Below are 17,386 nucleotides of genomic sequence, written 5' to 3' on the forward strand. Positions count from 1 at the left end.
CCATACCTCGCGGTATGCAACGCATGACTCGGGGACCTTGTGGATTGCTGGTCCTTCAATGGTCGGGGACTTTCACCCCTTGATCTCTACCGGTCTCCCGGCGCACACTGTTTATATATACAGTAATTACATTGTGACCGTTGTTCAATGCAGGTTTCATCTATCGATCTTTATCACTGAGGTAACGCTTTGCTTTTTGTGGGGATGCCGACGGGAAGCTATTTGTAAATGCTTTTGAGTCCCACGCCAACCACATCAGGTATCTGTTGCCGGTTCGATCCGCTCTCCAGCATCAAGCCATACTCATGGTGGGATAGAGCACTGATCTTTTATCAGGATATTACAAAAAACTTTTTTAGAGTAAGCTTTAAATACACACACCAAAAGGAAGTAATTATGAATAACGTGAAACCAGTAATTTTCATATCACACATATCTGAAGAGGCAGAAATTGCGATTAAGCTCAAACAATTAATAGAGAAATCATTTTTAAATAGTGTTGATGTTTTTGTATCATCAGATGCAAACAGTAGCGGAGTTGGTGATGGATGGTTAGATAGAATAAAAGAAAATTTATCAAAAACTATCTACGCAATAATACTTTGCAGCCCTAAATCTATTAGCAGACCCTGGATTAACTTCGAAGCCGGTGCTGCATGGATCAAGCAAATAAAGATAGCACCGCTATGCCACTCAGGCGCACTTCCAAATCAGTTACCTATACCTTTAACTACATTTAATGGGGTTTTGTTAAACAATGAGACTGGTTTAAATAACTTATTCTTATCTCTATCTAAAGAGATCAACTTGTCTCAACCCACTGTGGATTTCAAAGATTTCATAAATTTCATAGAAGACTTCCAAATAAAATACCTCTTCACCGATAAACTGTTTGAAATATTTGAAAAGTTAAATGAGTATTCTCCAGGATTTCTGGAGAGAGCTATGAGTACTGATGAATGTTTCATGATGATACCACAAAGCGAAGATCAATTTGTAAAAAACGCAACTGCTTTTCTTCACGAGCACAGAATTGCAACGATTAAAATGATTACGCCAAATGTGTCAATAGTAAATTTAGGATCTGACACTATGAGCAGAACTCCATATTCATCTCGATATGCATTCATAAAAGATATTAAATTTGATAATATTTTATTATCTTGTGGTTTTATTTGATAATATTAATAAATTACTTCACCGCACCGAAACGCTAATGTATCGGTGCGTTTTTAGTTCTGACGTAGTCCTAGGCAATTTTAGCAACTCGGAAATAATCCCCCTCAGGTAAACTCTTGCGAACTTCTTCCTGTCTGATATTGATTGCTTCAGGTCTATTTGTTGAGATGACCAGCTTTCCGTCAGGCTCAACAAAGATATGAGCGACAATATCGACCAGGCTATTATTACCCTCAATAACACAAAGGGTCGCTACGGATGGATAACCGTTTACGGTCGGTGCTTCGATACCAAAAGATGTTTCAAATTTAGCAGTCATGATTAAGCCTCTTTAGTTTCAGTTTCATATTTTTCACGGGTTTTCTCTGCCTGCTCTAAAGCTGACGCCATTGCAGGAGATAAATCGCCATCGTCTGTGGCCTGAGTAGTAGCCATAAACGAAACACCATTCTCATTAAATACGGTGCAGGTCACGGTATTACCGTCGATGATGTACTGTGGTTTTTTCATATTGATTCGTCCCTTTAAGATGAATGCGTAAGCAGAAGAAAATTCACGCCGTCATAATGAAAACGGCAATACGGCTTCTCTGCTGTATTGAGTGTGATAGTGCCGCCGACAATCCCGGTGAGACTGACGACCCCTCCACGCGCCCTGATCTCGAATGCCTGTCCGGGCCTCATACTGCTGGTCGTCAGTGACAGGGTTATCGGTGTGGTTGTCGCGTTGGTGCAGGATATTATTGAAGGTGACAGCCCGGATATCGTGGTATCAGAACTAACGACGCCATATGCCTCAATCTGGGCGCTACGCTGCCCGCGCGAGTCAATAGAGAACCAGGTTACTGCGCCGGTTGTGATTTTCGCGAGATACGACGTCGCTTTACGGTAATCCGTCTGCAGTTCTGCCAGCGAGCCGGTCCAGTACGGTGATGAGTTGTCCTCTGTACGGATTGTTGTGTAATCTGATGCACCAACTTCATGACGGAAGGCGCGAATAACGCCGGTTCCGGCGTAGTACCCGGTACGCCACTGACCTGTTACCCGGAAGCCATGGTCCAGTGTATAGTCACCACTGTAGTTAACAACGTGCATGCCCCATATCGGGTTGCCGGGTGTAATAGTCGGCATAAAACCCATCTCGTACCCTGTTGCGGTCAGCCCGTACTGGTCAAGATAGATCACATCATTACGCGCCCATATTTTATCGGCTTTGTTGATGGTGGCGGCATAGCCGTTGGCAGGCACCTGCCCGGAATTGGCGTTGCCGATTGCGTACCAGCCATCCACGGTGACGGTATTAGCAGAAAAATCTATATCTAGGATTTTTCCCTTATAGACCGGGGAATGCGTGGTGTTGATGAAATCACCAACCTGAACATTCACCCCGGCAAATATCTCCGGCGCTGTCAAAGTAAAGGCGGTATATGTGGTCGATTCTGCCGTAGTTGAAACAAAGTTTCTCGGGGCGTACATCGCAAGAAACGCCCCCACATGGTCACGGTTTTGATATGTACTGTATTGAGACGGGTCAGAAAATTTAGAGATTTGCACACGACCGTCGGGGTTGTTGATTATCATTGCCCGACCAGCCGCACGCTCAGCGTTACCGCGCGTATTGTGATATGTCGTGTACTGACCACCATTATTCGGGAAAGGTGGCGTAGGACGATGGCCCGCATCCGAGAACATGTCATCGTCGCTATAAATAACGCCGGGGCCGAACGTCAGATGTCGGTTATATGTATGAGTGAGATACTCCCCCGGTGGAACGTAGACCGCCAGTCCGGTTGCGTAGGCTTTTTCAAACGCGGCTGTATTGTCATAATCCCTTCCGTACATCCCATCGACTGAGAAATCCATAACGCTGACAAACTCAGCATTTTTATCGTGCTGAGAGCGCGAAGTTGCGCCAGAAAAAGGCTGCTTAACGGTCATCAGGGCATCGCCCATACCCTCTTCGCCTGAACCCAGGTTTGAGCGAAGAGCCGCGTCACCGATGTTCGACCATTTCCCTGTGGGGTTTGCAGCCGACCATAGACCGCCATCGTTCTCAGGAGAATCCCCGGCAATGACGTGCTCAAGCTCGCCAAGGTATTTGTACCAGGAGCCATTGTAGTAGACGATTTGCTGGCGATTATCTACAACCAGACCAGCAGCCCAGTTGCCAAGCTCCTGCCAGCCGATAGCTGCAACTGCCTGCTCGCCGCGACCAGTTATGTAGTCGATAAAGCGGCTGAAGATCATCTCCATGCCGTGCCAGGTTTTGCGCAGTACACCAAAGCGATCAGGTAATGATTCCGATTCCCGGCCATTGACTAACTTATCGAGGTTAGTTGCATTCTTAAGCAATACCTCTGGTGATGACGAGCCAAGTTTTTCGATGTTGGCCATACATTGTGCTCCAAAAATGAAAAAACCCGCCGAAGCGGGTGAATTGATTTTTTTGAAATTGCTAAGCTACGTCGCCAGGGTATGTAGCGTCGTCGTATGCGTAAAAGATTTCTTTATATTCCGGGGCTGTGACCTGGCAAGTACAGTCATCAGACGGGACAATTTCCTGAACGATACCGTGCCGCGCCCCCTTCTCACTGTCACAAAACAACAGGCGAGGTAATTCAACATCCGGATCATCCATAATCCAGTCTTCCGGGTGCAGGTCGTCGTTGTACGGTATAGTAAGGGTGAAGTCATCGACACGTGTCGGCGTTAGCAAACGAGTCGACGGCCGCCCCCCCTGAAACTGAATCCAGCAGCGCGGATTAGCATAGCTCCAGTCAAGAAGCTCAGTGACTGTTAACGTGATAACTTCATCATCGAATGTCACGCCTTCTATCAGACAGCTGATTGTTTTACCCGTCGGAATATCATCAGAAAGAATGATGTGATCGCCAAACTGATAGCACCAGCCAAGAAGCTCAGTTGTGCATTCATAGGTCCTGCGCTGGTGCAAATACTTCATAAGCCTGCGCATCCCTATCCGGTAAGCACGATCTGCAGTCATTACAATACCCAGTGAGTACGACTCCACTTTGCGTGGCACAGGATTATCAGCAGTCCGACACTGAACGATTTCTTCTGCCCAGGTAACCGGATTGATATATGTGACGTCAACACCGTCATAATCATCATCGGAAGGGGCCCTGAATGAGGTCTGCATTTCTTCAACCGTATCCTGAGGGGTAATGATCCCGGTCCAGTTTTTGACGCCTTCACGCCCGGCAGACAAGAGCCCGTCTGACAACAAAAAATAACTCATGCCTGCTTCAGTGATTTTGTCGAAAATATCTTTCGCTGAAGCACTGTCGCTGCTTGCCTCATAGTCAAAATACTCTCCCCTTGGCGTCCACCAGGCAGTTTCAAGAGCATTTATTGCAGAGGTGTCGAGCTGATTAGCATTAAATCCAAGACTATTTGCCACATGACGGAATGCGCCGCTTATAGTTCTGTTACCTCCACTGTCATATTCACGGGTAGCGACCACGCTGACGCGCCTGTCGGACTGTGCCGCCAGCTTCCCTCCGGTTTCAACGGTAATTGCCCAGGTTGTTACACCTGAGTAGGATACCGGTCTTGCCAGAAGCCTCCCTCTCAAAGCCTGCCAGTACATATTGTCGCGCGCGTTATTACTGCCCTGCTCATTGCGTCGACGACAGCGAACCTCTACCAGCCCCGGAGAACTGAGGGTGATCCGCTCAGTGAAACCTAACCCGTTGATGTTTTTAAGCGCGTACTCTCCCTGGTGACTCACCCACCCCGATCCGGAACCGTAGACGCGATACTGAATCTCCCACTCAACATGCCGGAGCCGCTTTTTCCCCTTACTGTCGAAGCCACAGATGCCGTTCGGGAAGGAGAAATTCACCTCGAATGCATCCACCACTTCATTCTCAGGGCATACGAGGAAAGGCCCCAGCCAGCTCAGCGTGTCGTTAAGACCAGTGGCCTCATAGTCGATCATCGTCCTGGCGGTGAATCCCGGCCACGACTCATCAACGGACCCATTAACCAGGCGCGCCACTGTTGCCGTTGTGCCGTCGGCAGAGACGATCTGGTACTCATTCCCGCGGTGAGCAAGTGAAAGCCGTTGCACACCTTCAGGCATGCCCGAGAATGCGGTTCCCGTAGTGCTGTTATACGCAAGCGTCACGTTTGCCGTTACCGCCGGGCTGCCGCCGGTTGATGCCGTGCCGGAGGTGTAAACCGGGGCATCACCGAAAACGGCTGCAGGCAGTGAGGAGGATGTGATTGCCCCACCAACGAACGGACTGGCCGCCTCGGTTATTAGTACGGTACCGCCGTTGTCCCGTGCGACCAGGCCGGAGCCAGTGAGCCCCTCGGTGATAGCCGCCAGCAGTCCCGACATCGAGATATAGTTCGCTACCAGCGACACCATATAGGTGGTGCCCTGCCATGTGATCATGAACGTACTGGAACTGGTCGAAAAATCGTAGGTGACGGGCGCGGCACTGGCCTGAATTTTTGCTGCACTGCCACCCTCGCCAGGCACCGCATCCTGACCCGGGGTATAGGACGCAATGACGAGGTCATAATCAACACTGTTGAAACTCAGCGTCACCGGCATACCCGCTACGGGAGCAAGTTCGGTAAGCAATGAGCTGGCAAAAACACTGTAACCAGAAGAGGTGGAGATCAGATAATTTGTCGGCGCCTTAATTTCAACTATGGCCCCCGTTATCCAGCTGTCCGGGAGAGAATTATCATCCTCGTCGTCATCGTCGCCATCATCCGTATCAAGACCTGTAAATGTTACAGATGCACCAGAAACAGTCATGCTGTCAGCAATAATATCGTCGGAATCAGGTGAGGTCTGGGCCATATCCAGCCCTGTTCCGCTTGATGTTCCGCCGACTTCTGTCGAGTTGAACCAGTTTTCACTTCGCGGATCAGAAGATACGTCCTCTCCTGGCTGGTACACCTTATCGCTGAAACCATCACCCAGCGAGGCTGCCGGGGTTTCTCCAATCCGTTTATCTCCTCCCGTAAACGAAAATCTCCCCTGCCCGACACAAAGAAACATTTCGACCGTCATTCGCGTTGGATCATCGGGGTCAAAACGGGTAACCGGCTGCACCAGATAATCAGGATAGATGCGGCATCGACCAAACACCTCACGTATCGGGTCACCTAGTTTTGCCGTGTTAGCTTTTGCTGGATTAAGCTCAAGTGAGCGACCACTCCCCGATGAATAACCACCGAGATCGACTTTCGGCCCGAAGAACAACGAGTAGGCTGCGCTGGCAGCTGAAATCGCAACAGAAACCCAGACAGCAATTTCCAGCCCCGTTCCGTAGGGAACAGGATAAATTCTGACATCACTGTCAGGGCTCAACTGGCAAAGCGGCCACTCATCGGGAGGAAGTGTGCGGCCATTTAATTCAACGGCAACTGGGTGCGATCTGTCCTGGCTGTACCCAGGAACATTTCTGACCATCCATTGATGCAGCGTAATATTGCCGTGCTCATGAGTTTCAAGCGGTTCTCCGGGGAGCCGGGAAGGGTAGATTCTTATCGTCATTGCCAGAACTCCACACGGTTAAACCGACGGACAAATCGCGGAAGAGGTAGAAAGGTGACATTGGTTCCCGGATTACATTCGGCAACCTGCAACTGGCCATCCAGCAAAACAACGATACCAACATGCGTCACGGTTGATCCTGAATAACAAGCAACCCCGGCCCCGATACAAGGCTCACAGCGTGTGAGGGATTTCATAAACTTCCTGGCCTCACGATCGAGCCCTCCCTCATCTTTCGTCACGCCGGAAAAATCCGGCCATACCGGGAGAAGGAGATCGCCGCGGATTTCATTGATAATGCCGAAACAGTCGAGCTCAGGATAAACGCGCCCGCCCTTCAGCCATTTGACCGAAAGGTATTTATCAGAATGGAACATGTGAATACCTCAGGAAGACATATAACGAAGACCGGGATGTTCAGCCAGGTTATAACGATTACGCGGCCAGGCCGTTTTAAGGATGTTCATATATCCGGCAGTTACCTGCACCGCAGTTGCCGTCCACGATCCGGATTTCACATCAAGGGTGTAAGGCGATGCCGCAGGTGCAGATAAATCAGAGGAGATATACCGCCGAAAAGTCAGTGTTGCCGATTTCATTTCGTCCAGAATTCTGTCAATCGCATCGGATACGACACCATCGATGTTACTGATGGAAAATTTCAGATCTTGCGTTCCGTCGGCATTCCTGGCAGGCAATGCTATATCGATAGCACACCCTTCAAACGTTACCTGCTGCCCGTCTTCTAACGAGACAGTAATATTGTCCCACCCGCGGGTAAGCCAGTAGTTCTGATCACCTGCCGTGATCTGCAGCGTGTCGTGAATGACTTCAGAGCCGCTGCTTGCATAAAGTTGCTCAAGAATTGTCATGCTCAGGCCACTCTCTGTTTAGCGCAATATCCAGTAACGACTGACCAGCCAGCCATTCCGGGTAATTCCCCCATCCTGTAGGCGGTAACGGACGCTCCCATAACTCCAGCGTTGCGCTGTACTGCCAGTATTTTGGCGCGACAAGTGTCGGACCTTCGTAAATATCAATGAACCTGGCTTTGTAGGGCTTTACCCCGATCGGAGTCTGGAGCCTCAGATAGAACCAAGACTGTCCGTCTTTCAGTGCGTCCCTGAAAAAGGCCTCAAACACCTGCGCCAGCGCATCAGTCTGAAAAATCCATTTAACCGAGGCCTGGGTGGGTGTTGAGGTGTATCGCCGCCTTTGCCTTGCTCGACCGGACGTCATTTCCGTTCGCAGTAAAGGTGAGATGGGCTTAAAACCGTACCCGTCCATAAGAGGCATGGGCAGGTACTCATCCGGATAGATAATATCCGCCATTAACTTTCCCTCCGGGCAGTCTATCTTGGTTTTTTGGGCTGTAGATTGGAGTAGATGGCGCGTCCGAATTTCTTCTGGGGGTTATTTACTTCAGCAGTGAGTGTGTTGATGATGCGTCGTTCCAGTGCAGCATTCCTTCGATCTACTGCCAGCATTGTTGCGTCGTCAGGTTGCCCGCTAAACGTGCTACGGGCATCAACACTGACCGCGATTCTTGGTTGCGCCTCAATCTGCCTTGCAGCATCCTGGACTGCCGGTGACTCACGTCCAACCGCACGAACCCCCAGCGAACCATCAGCGCCACGGGTAAGCGGCATGATGGCTTCCGGCCCGGCCTCGCCGAAAACACCCGCACCTTTCGCAAACGCAAAATATTGGGGAGTGCTGTAAACACCATTACTGTAGGCAGAAAGTGACGGAGAATCGTAAACGCCTCCGAGAGCGTTAAATGAAAAATTAGCTCCCGCGCTTTGAATAGCGGTACCACTACTTGCCGCACCGCTGGCACCGCCAAAAAGACTACCGAACAACCCACCCGCTCCGCCGCCAAATGACGCCATAATCGCTTTGGTGATCAACGCCTGTGTTGCCATCTGGATCAGCGTCTTAATCACCGTTTCACCCAGAGAGCTGAAGATATTCGACATACCATCTTTAAACGAAGCGGCGCCAGTCAGGACGTTTGTCAGGTTGTTGGAGATAGAGTTAGTGGTGGCATCCAGAAGCTCGCTGGTTGCAGTGGCAGCCATTGAACTCAGATCAGAAGCCTGATCGGCATAGTTCATCAGGGAATCGCTGATCCCCGTGCGCCAGTCTGACTGCTGTTCATCGGTCTTTTTGTAGTAGTCCTCCTGAATCGCTAACCGTTCAGCAAGCGCCGCCTGCAGCGCTTCCGTTTGCTGTTTGTACTGGTCTTCAGAAATTTGCTTCTTGTTAAAGTCACGCTGAAGCTCATCCTGCTGCTTACGGAAGTCAGTGCGAATATCCGCCATTTCCTTCATGCGGTCGCGGGCTTTATCTCCCATCCCGGCGCCAAGAAAATCTATATTCCCCCGGTCACGCGCAGCGGCATTACTGTCAGCCAGCCCATCACGGAACGTTTGCAACTGTTCAGCAATGTTTTTCTGATCGATTAGTGCAGCATTTTGAAGGATTATTTCTTTTTTGGCTTGCTCAAGAGAGGCTAGCTCCCCCTGCGTCACCTGATATTTCATTTTAGCCAGTTCGGTATTCTGGCTTCCCAGGGCAATTTGTTCCTGCTGCTGTTTAATAAGGCGCTTGTAAACGTCTTCTGTCTTTTCAGCTGCTTTAACCTCTTCGCTTTTTGGCGCTTTCCGGGTGGGTTTATTGGATTCATCGTTTTGCCATTTCGCCAACCCCTGATTAATAAACAGATCGCGGTTAGTTTTAAACTGAGGTTCATCCTTAAGCCCCAATTCGTCAGCGGCATAACCTAACCGTGCTCTCTCCCTTGCTTCTCCTTTAAGCTTTGATAGTTCAAGGTCCTGACGGCTTTTTTCCAGAGCATTGGCTTGCTGTGATGTTAAATCAGCCTGAGGCATTCGCATTGGAACATTAACCAAGCCCTGCCGTTCCATTAAAAGCTGGTTTCCTAATCCAAGTAAACGGTTAACTTCGGAATACTTACCAGTCATCAATATTAGACTCTGGTATTCTGCATTTTGCCGCCATGCTCTTTCTTTTATAAGATCATTTCTTCTTCTTTCATTCTCCTCAAGTGCCTTTAATATATCACTGGATTTTTCTCGCATCTGACGAAGCTTGTCTTCTTCTACGACAACCTGCTCGGTCAAAATTGCAATAGCTTTTGTAATATTTAAATCATTTTCTTGAGTTATACCTGGTTTGCTTCTACTTTCATTTAAATCATTTATTTGCCCGTTAAGTTTTTTTACACTTTGTTCTTGGTCTTCGATTAGGCGTTTTTGCTCCTGCATCGCCTCAACCGTTAATCTTCGATTACTATCGACCTCAGGTAGGGTCATTGAGGAGGTTTTTTCTCTGATCTGATCTATTTGGCTGGCATATTCCTGAGCTGATTTTCTTGCTTGTTCCTGGCTTTGGTACATAGCGTACCATGCGCCCGCACCCAGCATAACTAACCCGGGTATACCACCAACCAGCCCAAGAGCCCCGCTCATCAACCGGGTGCCGACAGAGGTAACGCTGTTAAGATTATTTTGAGCAGAAACCCTACCTGAAATATTACGACTAAGCGCCGCTTGCGCTGCAGCAAGTTTTCTTTCTGCAATAGCCTGTGCATCGGCATTTTTTGCAGCTACAAGCCCGGCCTGAGCCCGCTCCAGAGCTGTTCGTGCTCGTACTTTTTCTGTAGCTGTCCCGGTGGCGAGGGCAGTAGTCAATCGACCTTGCGCAGCAGTAACCTTGGCTTCTGCGGCCGCAACCCTCTCCTGTTGTGCCGCCTGAACATCTGCACTTTTAGCACTCTGAAGAGCTTGCTGGGCACGATAAACAGCGGCGCGGGAAGCGGCAACAGAAGATTGCGCTGCTTTTTCTTGAGCGACTGCAAGGGCTACCTCAGATTTTGCCGCTGAAATAAGTGCGCCAGTAGCACTGCTTGCGCTGGTAACAATCCCACCAAGATACCGGGCTAATCCGATCCCAACCAAACCACCAGCAGCAGTGGTAATTAGTGACATATTATCTGCTACGTCACTGAGGGCCCCGCTGACAGCGGAAGATGTAAGAGAATCCAGCGTACCTGCCAGCCCATCAAGACCGCCAGAAAGTGCATCTGTCGCGCCAGTTGCCTGGTTCACCCCACCAACCCATGCCATAAAAGAGTTAGTGACTTTTTGCATTGATCCAGAAACTGTTGGTGGCAACGAGGAAAACTCCCCCTGTAATACACCTAATTGACTGATCAAAGCTGGTACGACTTTATCAATGGTAAGTTGCCCCTGATCAGCCATTGCTTTAAGGTCTTTTCGAGCAACACCCATACCAGCAGCCAGGGCGCGGATGACACGATCACCAGATTCGTTAACCGCGTTAAACTCTTCACCACGCAAAACACCTTGAGCAAGGGCCTGACTGAACTGGGTAATAACAGAACCGGCTTCTTCTGTGCTTGCACCAGATAGTTTAAGTCCTGTTGATACCGCTTCGGTGATTTTGAGCACTTCATCTGAGCTGTAGCCAAATTCACGCATTGATGCTGCCGCGCGTGAAAATAAATTAGCGTTATCAGTAAAAGCAGTGCCCGTACTCTGGCTAATCGCCATTAATCGGGTCTGAGATAAAGTAAAATCATTCGTAGACACTGAGGCTTGTTTAAGACGCGCATTCACTGAGTTCCATTGATCAGCAATCTGAACCAGTTTTCCTGTAGCAAATGCTGCAGCCGCAGCCGTAGCTGCTTGACCAGCAGAAGCAAATCCATCGGTTAACTCGGAAAGAGCTTTTTGACTTTCTTTCGCAGCCGCAGCTGCCTGACGCCCACCATTTTGCATGGTTTTATAATAGTCTTGTCCCATGCGTGAAGCGCGGGCGATCTCAGTCTGAAATGATTGAGAGTTTGCTGAAACCTTAATGATAAGTTCACGCAGGGTTGCCATTTACTACCTCTTTAAAATAAAAAACCTGCCGAAGCAGGTTATTTTTTATAATCAAACAATCTAGTTTGCATTCTGGTCAATGAAATCCCTCAGAATTTTAGATTGATTGCATAACTCTTTATCTGTTGACATTCCTGAATCTTTAGATTTTTGACAGTAATAAAAGTAATCATCATTCTCTTTGGTGTATGATATAACTTTATAAAAAGCTTTCACGCACAGAGATGGATTTGAGTGCTGAGAACAAATGGTATTTGTTAGCTTTTGCAGTTCTTGTGGTTCAAGAATTTGCGTTGCACTAGCTGCTGATGTGATAAAAATAAAACCTAATAATAATTTTTTCACAAAATTCCCCTTTTCATTGGCGATAGGGAATCCTAAACCGTCGCGTATGTATTGTCACTGAGAAGCCGCGAGCAAAGCGGCTTCTAAGCCTGCAAAGGGATCGCTGCTGTCGCTTGCCTCGTCCTCTTCTGCGCTCCACTGAATCTGTGCGTCTTCAATAGTGATTTTACCGCCCTGCGCTCCGTAAACCGCAGATACCAGCTGAGCATTGAGGATATCGCCGCGAATATCGCCGATTGGGCTGATACGGTCGTACTCAGCCCACATCCTGAATTCGCCAACCGTCATGGTTTGTCGCAGTTCGCCCAGCGTGCGGCCCATCCGGAGCGCCAGCGCCATCAGGAACTGCATGCCAGGCATTTTTACTTTGCTTTAGCATCATCCGCGTCACGAATGAGATCAAGTGCCTGCTTCAACAGCCGGGAATGCACAGGGCCATAGATCGCTTCAACCTGTTCGGTGTCATCGACAGTAAAGACGGGCTGCAGGTCGGTATCCAGCAAAATATCGATGAAAAGTGTGACGTCGGCCCGCATCGTGCGGAAGGCTCGTTCTGAAGGGGTCAGTTCTGGTGCCTCCTGGGGCTCCTGCCCTTCCGGTAGTTTGGGTGGTTCCGGGCTGGCAATGCCCTGCCAGCGAATCCAGGCTTCTGCTGATGGCTCACGAATGATGACTTTGGCGTTATCCCACTCCGGAACGGAGACTTCTTTTTTACGAAAGCCCGCCATCGGTGCCAGTGCCAGTGCTTTAAGACTCGGTTTTGACATTAATTTTATCGCCGGTTTCCCGGCGCTCCGTTAATTGATGGTGACGGTGCAATCAGAAGAAGTGATCACAGTGCCATCGGCATCAGTAACCACGCAGGAATAAACCCCGGCATCACCGGATACAGCGCTGGCTTTCGTAAACGTTGCGCTGGTCTGGCCACTGACCGTCGAGGTGCCCTTTTTCCAGGCGTAGGTATAAGGTGCCGTACCGCCCTGGACGACCACGCCCATGGTCAGGGCGCTTCCTGCCGCGACCGTTTGGGACGCCGGAAGGTCAGTAGCAAACGATAGAACTCCTGGGGCGTTAATATTGGTGGGTTTACCTTTCAGACGCAGCGAGAACGTTGCAGCAACCACGCCATTGGTTTGAGAATCCCAGGTGTGCTGACGTACCTCAGCGCGCATCAGGAATCCATTACCAGACGGGAAAATAACCTTAAACCCATAAACCCCGTCGTTATCATATGCGGCACGAAGTGCATCCTGCGCCGGGTTGCGGTAGAAGTTACCGGAAAGTGACATTTCAGACGGAGCAGGAAGGCCGTTGATATTTTCCGTTTCATCCGAACAGAGCGTTGTCACGTCAATATCGTTTTTCTGACCAGCGGTAAAGCTTGCCTGTTTGATAGTGCAACTCAGGTTTAACCAGGTTGCGGTATCCAGCTCTGCCGCGGTGACCGGCACAGAGGTAATCATTACTACCGTTTTTTGGGCACGTTCAAATAGTGCTGACATCGCAGCCTCCATAAATTAAAAAAAAACCGCCAGTGGCGGTCGGATTGGATTGGTTTTTGTCAGGCAATGACCGTTATTTCGAGGGTTGCCCGATGAAGATGGGTTGTCGTGTCGTAGCCAGGAATTTTTGTCACCTCGACAGGTGAAAGTACCTGCAGGCGAGCCAGGGCGTCCAGGCGTAACGCTCTGGCTTCGTCATTCGTTTCAGCCCATACATCAACCTGAATGCGCAGTGTCGACTCTGCCTGGCCGCAGAAAACATCCCCGGATACTTCAGTCGGTATCGAGAAGATGATGTAAGGCGCGGGAACATCGGGAAGACCGTCACTGCCCAGCGATACCACATACGGATAAACCCGCCCGTCTGCCAGCGGCGACAGCAGGTCATAGAGATCATCTTCTGTCATTTAGCCAGCACCTCATCAATAGCCTGATTCATCCGCTGCATCGCCACCTGCGCAGCCTCTTCCATGCGGGTATCAAAGGCAGGACGAACAAACGGATGTGCTGGCGCCGTAGATGTTCCCAGCTCCACGAAGCGCCAGTAAAACGCATTCCGCTTGTTGCTGGCCTTCATGGTGTTGTCGCTGTTCCCCGTTTGCGGGTTAACGCCACGAATATGCACCCCCGATGAGATTTCACCTCGACGGCGGCTTTTCTGGGTGACGACAACAACGTTTTTCTTCAGTTTGCCGGTTTTCTCCGGAGCGCGATCAATAACCTCCTGGCGGAGCAATTCGGCGCCAGCACGGGTCGAATCCCGGAGAACTTTATTATTTTCGGCCTTGCTGAGCGTTTGCAGATCGCGGGCGATATCCTGCAGCCCGGAAAAATCCAGATTCACATCAATCATTTTTCGGTCCCCTGTTTGCAGAGAATTTCCAGCCGGGTACCTTTTATATCCGGAACCGGAGGCCCGGTAACGTTAAGAACTGCGCCTTTAAACGGACCAGTACGGACCTTCAATCGGGATGAGGCTGAAATATCCCTGCGAAAACGCACCCAGACTCGGATTGTCGCATCGGCATGCTCTGCGCCAGCGGCTAACAGCTCCCGACCGCTTATCCCCTTAACCTCGGCCCAGATGGTTTTCCCATCTTCCCAATTTTCAACTGGCTGGCCTGAAGGCGTTCTGGTGGTGGTGAAATTTTGGATTGTGACCCGGTGCCGTAATCGTCCTGCCTGCATAATTCCCCCGCTTAAATACCATAAATTTTGTAAGGCTGGAGAAGTGACTCGACAGTAAACGGAATATCTGTAGCAGCCTGACCGACAGAGACCGTTTCACGGTTTTCGTACCAGTGACCGATAAGCAGAAGCATCGCTGCTTTCACATCATCGCCAGGGAGAATTGAATCAGGATCATCTGCATACCCCTCGCTGGTTTCGGACTCATACATTTTGCGACGAGTCCATGTTTCGACATAACGAGAAGCAGCTCCGATGTAGAGGGTCAATAGTGAGTCGTCATCGGTAAAGTCAGGCTCAATGCGACAGTGCTTTTTAACCACTTCAAGTTCTAACATTATTTTTTAGCCTTCTTCTCTGGCACAGTTTCCGGCTGTTCCGGCTGTTCCGGCTGTTCCGGCTGTTCCGGCTGTTCCGGCTGTTCCGGCTGTTCCGGCTGTTCCGGCTGCGCAGAATTATCAACATCTACTAGCCGTGCATAACCTTTTTGAACCAACTCACGGCCATGCTGTTCCAGCGTCTCCAGTGACTCGCCTTCAGTCACCACTACCCCACCAAAATAAATTGGTTTCACCGCGATAAGTTTCATCGTGTTACTCCGAAAATAGCGGCCCGGAGGCCGCCAGAAAAATTACTGGCCGCCGGAAGCCGGCACAGTAAAGGAGCCATAAATAAATGCTTCAGGGCGTTTTACTGCTAACGCCAGACGCTCTTCACAGCGAATAGAGATCATGTTTTTCTCGAAGTCATCGCTGTTCTCCGTCGAGATCACAACGTTTGCGTCTTCGCGGTCGAAAAGCTGTGCCGCAGCATTAAATGCACCTGTCAGGAACTTGCCCTGGAAAGCTGCTGCTTCAGTGGCGACAACCGGAAGCCCCCACAGCGTCGGCCCCGTCAACGCAGCCGGGTTCGCCAGGATATAGCGCCCCAGGGTGTCTTTAGTCAGTTCGATTTTCGCCCAGTCCATGAAGTGCAGGACGTGACCGGATGCAGGGAATCGGGCAAGTTGAGCCTGAAGCATTGCCAGGCGCAGATCGTCAATACCGTTCTGCTGTTCAACGGCAAATGCCGCGCTGTAAGCCGTGGCCTGCGGCACGATGCCATGGAGGTGAGCGCCAGTGCCATCACCAAACAGAATCTCCTGTTCTTCGACGTACTTAAGGCCGTAACGCATTTCCGCATCAATCATGGACTGCAACTGGGCGAAGTCGTCCAGAATCTGCTTGGATGCCTTGAACATGTGCGCGATGGTTGTCACTGGAGTGATTTTCGGCGTGAACTCAATATTGCTGTACGGCTTGGTTGTGTTCTCCGGTACCGCTGCCGCAGCATTGGTAAAGCCGGTCTGCTGCACCCAGAAAATGGCCGGTGAACCCGTACGGCCTGGCGCGATAAGATCGCGAATAAATAACCGCTGCTTTGGCGCTACATCAATACCCGGCAGTCGTTGTGGTTCAACAACCCCCTCAGGAACGTCACTGGAAATCAGAGCAGCTTTTAAATACGCTTGTTCCCTTCGATGCTGGACGACAGAACTTTAATGGCTTCAGCAGAGATAACCTGCTGGCCGACAGTTTCAATAACCTGTTTTGCGTTTGCCAGCGGCATCTGTGCAACATGCTGCTCCAGTTCGCCCAGCGCTGCTTTAAGAGTCTTTTCGGCTTCTTTCAGCGCATTAAACTCAGTCGCCATTTTGTCCACGGTTTCTTTGGTTTCCGCCGACAATTTGCCGTTCTTTTTCGCTTCAGTCAGCGCTTCTTCCGCTTTGGCGTTAAATTTGCCGGTTGCTTCTTCAATGGAAGCGGTGACTTTTTTCAGAATCTCGTTTACATCAGACATACATGGTCCTTATTTGACTAACGCCGCAAGAGCGCTTTCAAGTGAATTGAGGGTTTCAGGTTTGATATCTTCGGCAGCGCCCGGCTTACCATCGGGATCGGTAACAGCGCCCGGCGTGTTACCTGTTAATGCTTTGATTAATTTCCGGCGCTCGGACCGGGGGGTATTTGTTTTCGCCAGCAGTGCATCAAGTTTGCGAAGCGCAGCTGCAGGTGATTCGTCGCCGTCGCTGACCGCATCAGCAGAAAGCAGGCTGTCTGCCAGTCCCTTCGCCACAGCATCGCTGCCACCGATATAACTTTCGGCGTCCATTAGTTTCTGAACGGCGGCAATATCAAGGCCGGATCGCGCCGCGTAAATATCAGCCATTGCGGTATCGAATGGCTCCAGTGACTGCGCCAGTTCAGCGAAGTCATGGCGGTTTCCCATCGCGTACAACCAGCAGTTATGGATCATCAGAAAGGCACCGCGGCCAATCTGAATATCATCCCCGGCCATCGCAATTATTGAGGCGGCACTGGCGGCAATGCCCAGCACCTTCACCGTTACATGGCCTTCGTATTCGCGGAGAAGGTTATAAATAGCCAGACCTTCGAACATGTCGCCACCCGGCGAGTTGATATTCACCGTAACATCTGCGCCGTTCATCGCCCGAAGCGCACCGGCAATACGTTTAGCTGTTATCCCTTCACCCCAGTAGTCCTGCCCTATAACATCAAAAACAGAAATAGTGTTATCGTCAGTAGTCGCCGCCTTGATCCCACCGTCCCAGCGGTCCAGTGCGGACGGTAATGTTTCACAGGTAACGCGCGCGCAGGGGCGACCCGCCGGCGCCACCGGAAGTTGTTTTTTGCTCATCAGGAA

Annotated in this window: 19 protein-coding genes and 1 pseudogene; 1 reads left to right on the forward strand and 19 read right to left on the reverse strand. The window is 50.1% G+C overall.

The genetic code is table 11. The annotated features are described in order from the left end of the window. Positions 1 to 396: 396 nt before the first annotated feature. Complete coding sequence (locus AC6CWS_RS24520) at positions 397 to 1,179, forward strand: toll/interleukin-1 receptor domain-containing protein (protein WP_323109572.1); 783 nt, start codon at positions 397 to 399, stop codon at positions 1,177 to 1,179. Between the two features lie 70 nt (positions 1,180 to 1,249). Here AC6CWS_RS24520 and AC6CWS_RS24525 read toward each other — a convergent pair whose 3' ends face one another. The 19 genes and pseudogenes from AC6CWS_RS24525 to AC6CWS_RS24615 form a co-directional block, all read right to left on the reverse strand. Continuing rightward, positions 1,250 to 1,498, reverse strand: coding sequence for a hypothetical protein (locus AC6CWS_RS24525; RefSeq protein WP_323109571.1), 249 nt, complete (start codon positions 1,496 to 1,498; stop codon positions 1,250 to 1,252). Positions 1,499 to 1,500: 2 nt separating this feature from the next. Continuing rightward, a complete protein-coding gene (locus tag AC6CWS_RS24530; RefSeq protein WP_323109570.1) occupies positions 1,501 to 1,689 on the reverse strand; it encodes a hypothetical protein in 189 nt (62 codons plus the stop codon). Positions 1,690 to 1,703: 14 nt separating this feature from the next. Then, positions 1,704 to 3,572 (reverse strand): hypothetical protein, encoded by a 1,869-nt coding sequence (locus AC6CWS_RS24535; RefSeq protein WP_323109569.1) that lies wholly within the window; start codon positions 3,570 to 3,572, stop codon positions 1,704 to 1,706. 61 nt (positions 3,573 to 3,633) lie between these two features. Beyond that, a complete protein-coding gene (locus AC6CWS_RS24540; RefSeq protein ID WP_195770538.1) occupies positions 3,634 to 6,717 on the reverse strand; it encodes a host specificity factor TipJ family phage tail protein in 3,084 nt (1,027 codons plus the stop codon). Beyond that, positions 6,714 to 7,094 carry a nitrite transporter gene (locus tag AC6CWS_RS24545; RefSeq protein WP_323109568.1) on the reverse strand — a complete coding sequence of 127 codons (381 nt, stop codon included), beginning with the start codon at positions 7,092 to 7,094 and terminating at the stop codon, positions 6,714 to 6,716. Before AC6CWS_RS24545 ends, AC6CWS_RS24540 begins: the two co-directional genes overlap by 4 nt. A 9-nt stretch (positions 7,095 to 7,103) precedes the next feature. After that, entirely contained in the window at positions 7,104 to 7,589 is a 486-nt protein-coding gene (locus tag AC6CWS_RS24550) for a DUF1833 family protein (RefSeq protein WP_021313618.1), read from the reverse strand. After that, complete coding sequence (locus AC6CWS_RS24555; RefSeq protein WP_021313619.1) at positions 7,576 to 8,049, reverse strand: hypothetical protein; 474 nt, start codon at positions 8,047 to 8,049, stop codon at positions 7,576 to 7,578. Before AC6CWS_RS24555 ends, AC6CWS_RS24550 begins: the two co-directional genes overlap by 14 nt. A gap of 20 nt (positions 8,050 to 8,069) precedes the next feature. Further along, positions 8,070 to 11,648 carry a phage tail tape measure protein gene (locus AC6CWS_RS24560; RefSeq protein WP_265470570.1) on the reverse strand — a complete coding sequence of 1,193 codons (3,579 nt, stop codon included), beginning with the start codon at positions 11,646 to 11,648 and terminating at the stop codon, positions 8,070 to 8,072. A gap of 60 nt (positions 11,649 to 11,708) precedes the next feature. Then, a complete protein-coding gene (locus AC6CWS_RS24565; RefSeq protein ID WP_071995091.1) occupies positions 11,709 to 11,993 on the reverse strand; it encodes a hypothetical protein in 285 nt (94 codons plus the stop codon). 54 nt (positions 11,994 to 12,047) lie between these two features. After that, positions 12,048 to 12,353, reverse strand: coding sequence for a phage tail assembly protein T (locus tag AC6CWS_RS24570; RefSeq protein ID WP_021313621.1), 306 nt, complete (start codon positions 12,351 to 12,353; stop codon positions 12,048 to 12,050). A gap of 2 nt (positions 12,354 to 12,355) precedes the next feature. Continuing rightward, complete coding sequence (locus tag AC6CWS_RS24575; RefSeq protein ID WP_021313622.1) at positions 12,356 to 12,760, reverse strand: phage tail assembly chaperone; 405 nt, start codon at positions 12,758 to 12,760, stop codon at positions 12,356 to 12,358. 30 nt (positions 12,761 to 12,790) lie between these two features. Continuing rightward, complete coding sequence (locus AC6CWS_RS24580) at positions 12,791 to 13,495, reverse strand: immunoglobulin domain-containing protein (protein WP_023313062.1); 705 nt, start codon at positions 13,493 to 13,495, stop codon at positions 12,791 to 12,793. Positions 13,496 to 13,554: 59 nt separating this feature from the next. Next, positions 13,555 to 13,902 carry a gp17 family tail completion protein gene (locus AC6CWS_RS24585; RefSeq protein ID WP_004177145.1) on the reverse strand — a complete coding sequence of 116 codons (348 nt, stop codon included), beginning with the start codon at positions 13,900 to 13,902 and terminating at the stop codon, positions 13,555 to 13,557. Then, the gene (locus AC6CWS_RS24590; RefSeq protein ID WP_048267923.1) at positions 13,899 to 14,348 is read right to left on the reverse strand and encodes an HK97-gp10 family putative phage morphogenesis protein; all 450 of its coding nucleotides are present in this window, start codon (positions 14,346 to 14,348) and stop codon (positions 13,899 to 13,901) included. The genes AC6CWS_RS24585 and AC6CWS_RS24590 overlap by 4 nt, the downstream gene beginning before the upstream one ends. After that, a complete protein-coding gene (locus tag AC6CWS_RS24595; protein ID WP_032428844.1) occupies positions 14,345 to 14,683 on the reverse strand; it encodes a phage head closure protein in 339 nt (112 codons plus the stop codon). Before AC6CWS_RS24595 ends, AC6CWS_RS24590 begins: the two co-directional genes overlap by 4 nt. Positions 14,684 to 14,694: 11 nt before the next feature. Continuing rightward, a complete protein-coding gene (locus AC6CWS_RS24600; RefSeq protein ID WP_004177149.1) occupies positions 14,695 to 15,021 on the reverse strand; it encodes a head-tail connector protein in 327 nt (108 codons plus the stop codon). After that, the gene (locus AC6CWS_RS24605; protein ID WP_023341473.1) at positions 15,021 to 15,272 is read right to left on the reverse strand and encodes a DUF7210 family protein; all 252 of its coding nucleotides are present in this window, start codon (positions 15,270 to 15,272) and stop codon (positions 15,021 to 15,023) included. Before AC6CWS_RS24605 ends, AC6CWS_RS24600 begins: the two co-directional genes overlap by 1 nt. 42 nt (positions 15,273 to 15,314) lie before the next feature. Then, positions 15,315 to 16,522, reverse strand: a pseudogene (locus tag AC6CWS_RS24610) (phage major capsid protein). Positions 16,523 to 16,531: 9 nt separating this feature from the next. Continuing rightward, positions 16,532 to 17,380: a head maturation protease, ClpP-related gene (locus tag AC6CWS_RS24615; RefSeq protein ID WP_023317649.1), complete on the reverse strand. Its 849-nt coding sequence runs from the start codon at positions 17,378 to 17,380 to the stop codon at positions 16,532 to 16,534. Positions 17,381 to 17,386 lie beyond the last annotated feature (6 nt).

It is taken from the genome of Klebsiella sp. M041, assembly GCF_059759695.1.

Excerpts from the sequence above, each read along its gene's own strand:
- AC6CWS_RS24520 (WP_323109572.1), top strand. The coding sequence starts at position 397 with ATGAATAACGTGAAACCAGTAATTTTCATATCACACATATCTGAAGAG.
- AC6CWS_RS24590 (WP_048267923.1), bottom strand. The coding sequence starts at position 14,348 with ATGATTGATGTGAATCTGGATTTTTCCGGGCTGCAGGATATCGCCCGC.
- AC6CWS_RS24535 (WP_323109569.1), bottom strand. The coding sequence starts at position 3,572 with ATGGCCAACATCGAAAAACTTGGCTCGTCATCACCAGAGGTATTGCTT.
- AC6CWS_RS24530 (WP_323109570.1), bottom strand. The coding sequence starts at position 1,689 with ATGAAAAAACCACAGTACATCATCGACGGTAATACCGTGACCTGCACC.
- AC6CWS_RS24545 (WP_323109568.1), bottom strand. The coding sequence starts at position 7,094 with ATGTTCCATTCTGATAAATACCTTTCGGTCAAATGGCTGAAGGGCGGG.
- AC6CWS_RS24580 (WP_023313062.1), bottom strand. The coding sequence starts at position 13,495 with ATGTCAGCACTATTTGAACGTGCCCAAAAAACGGTAGTAATGATTACC.
- AC6CWS_RS24575 (WP_021313622.1), bottom strand. The coding sequence starts at position 12,760 with ATGTCAAAACCGAGTCTTAAAGCACTGGCACTGGCACCGATGGCGGGC.
- AC6CWS_RS24585 (WP_004177145.1), bottom strand. The coding sequence starts at position 13,902 with ATGACAGAAGATGATCTCTATGACCTGCTGTCGCCGCTGGCAGACGGG.
- AC6CWS_RS24615 (WP_023317649.1), bottom strand. The coding sequence starts at position 17,380 with ATGAGCAAAAAACAACTTCCGGTGGCGCCGGCGGGTCGCCCCTGCGCG.
- AC6CWS_RS24555 (WP_021313619.1), bottom strand. The coding sequence starts at position 8,049 with ATGGCGGATATTATCTATCCGGATGAGTACCTGCCCATGCCTCTTATG.
- AC6CWS_RS24595 (WP_032428844.1), bottom strand. The coding sequence starts at position 14,683 with ATGCAGGCAGGACGATTACGGCACCGGGTCACAATCCAAAATTTCACC.
- AC6CWS_RS24570 (WP_021313621.1), bottom strand. The coding sequence starts at position 12,353 with ATGCCTGGCATGCAGTTCCTGATGGCGCTGGCGCTCCGGATGGGCCGC.
- AC6CWS_RS24540 (WP_195770538.1), bottom strand. The coding sequence starts at position 6,717 with ATGACGATAAGAATCTACCCTTCCCGGCTCCCCGGAGAACCGCTTGAA.
- AC6CWS_RS24560 (WP_265470570.1), bottom strand. The coding sequence starts at position 11,648 with ATGGCAACCCTGCGTGAACTTATCATTAAGGTTTCAGCAAACTCTCAA.
- AC6CWS_RS24605 (WP_023341473.1), bottom strand. The coding sequence starts at position 15,272 with ATGAAACTTATCGCGGTGAAACCAATTTATTTTGGTGGGGTAGTGGTG.
- AC6CWS_RS24600 (WP_004177149.1), bottom strand. The coding sequence starts at position 15,021 with ATGTTAGAACTTGAAGTGGTTAAAAAGCACTGTCGCATTGAGCCTGAC.
- AC6CWS_RS24550 (WP_021313618.1), bottom strand. The coding sequence starts at position 7,589 with ATGACAATTCTTGAGCAACTTTATGCAAGCAGCGGCTCTGAAGTCATT.
- AC6CWS_RS24525 (WP_323109571.1), bottom strand. The coding sequence starts at position 1,498 with ATGACTGCTAAATTTGAAACATCTTTTGGTATCGAAGCACCGACCGTA.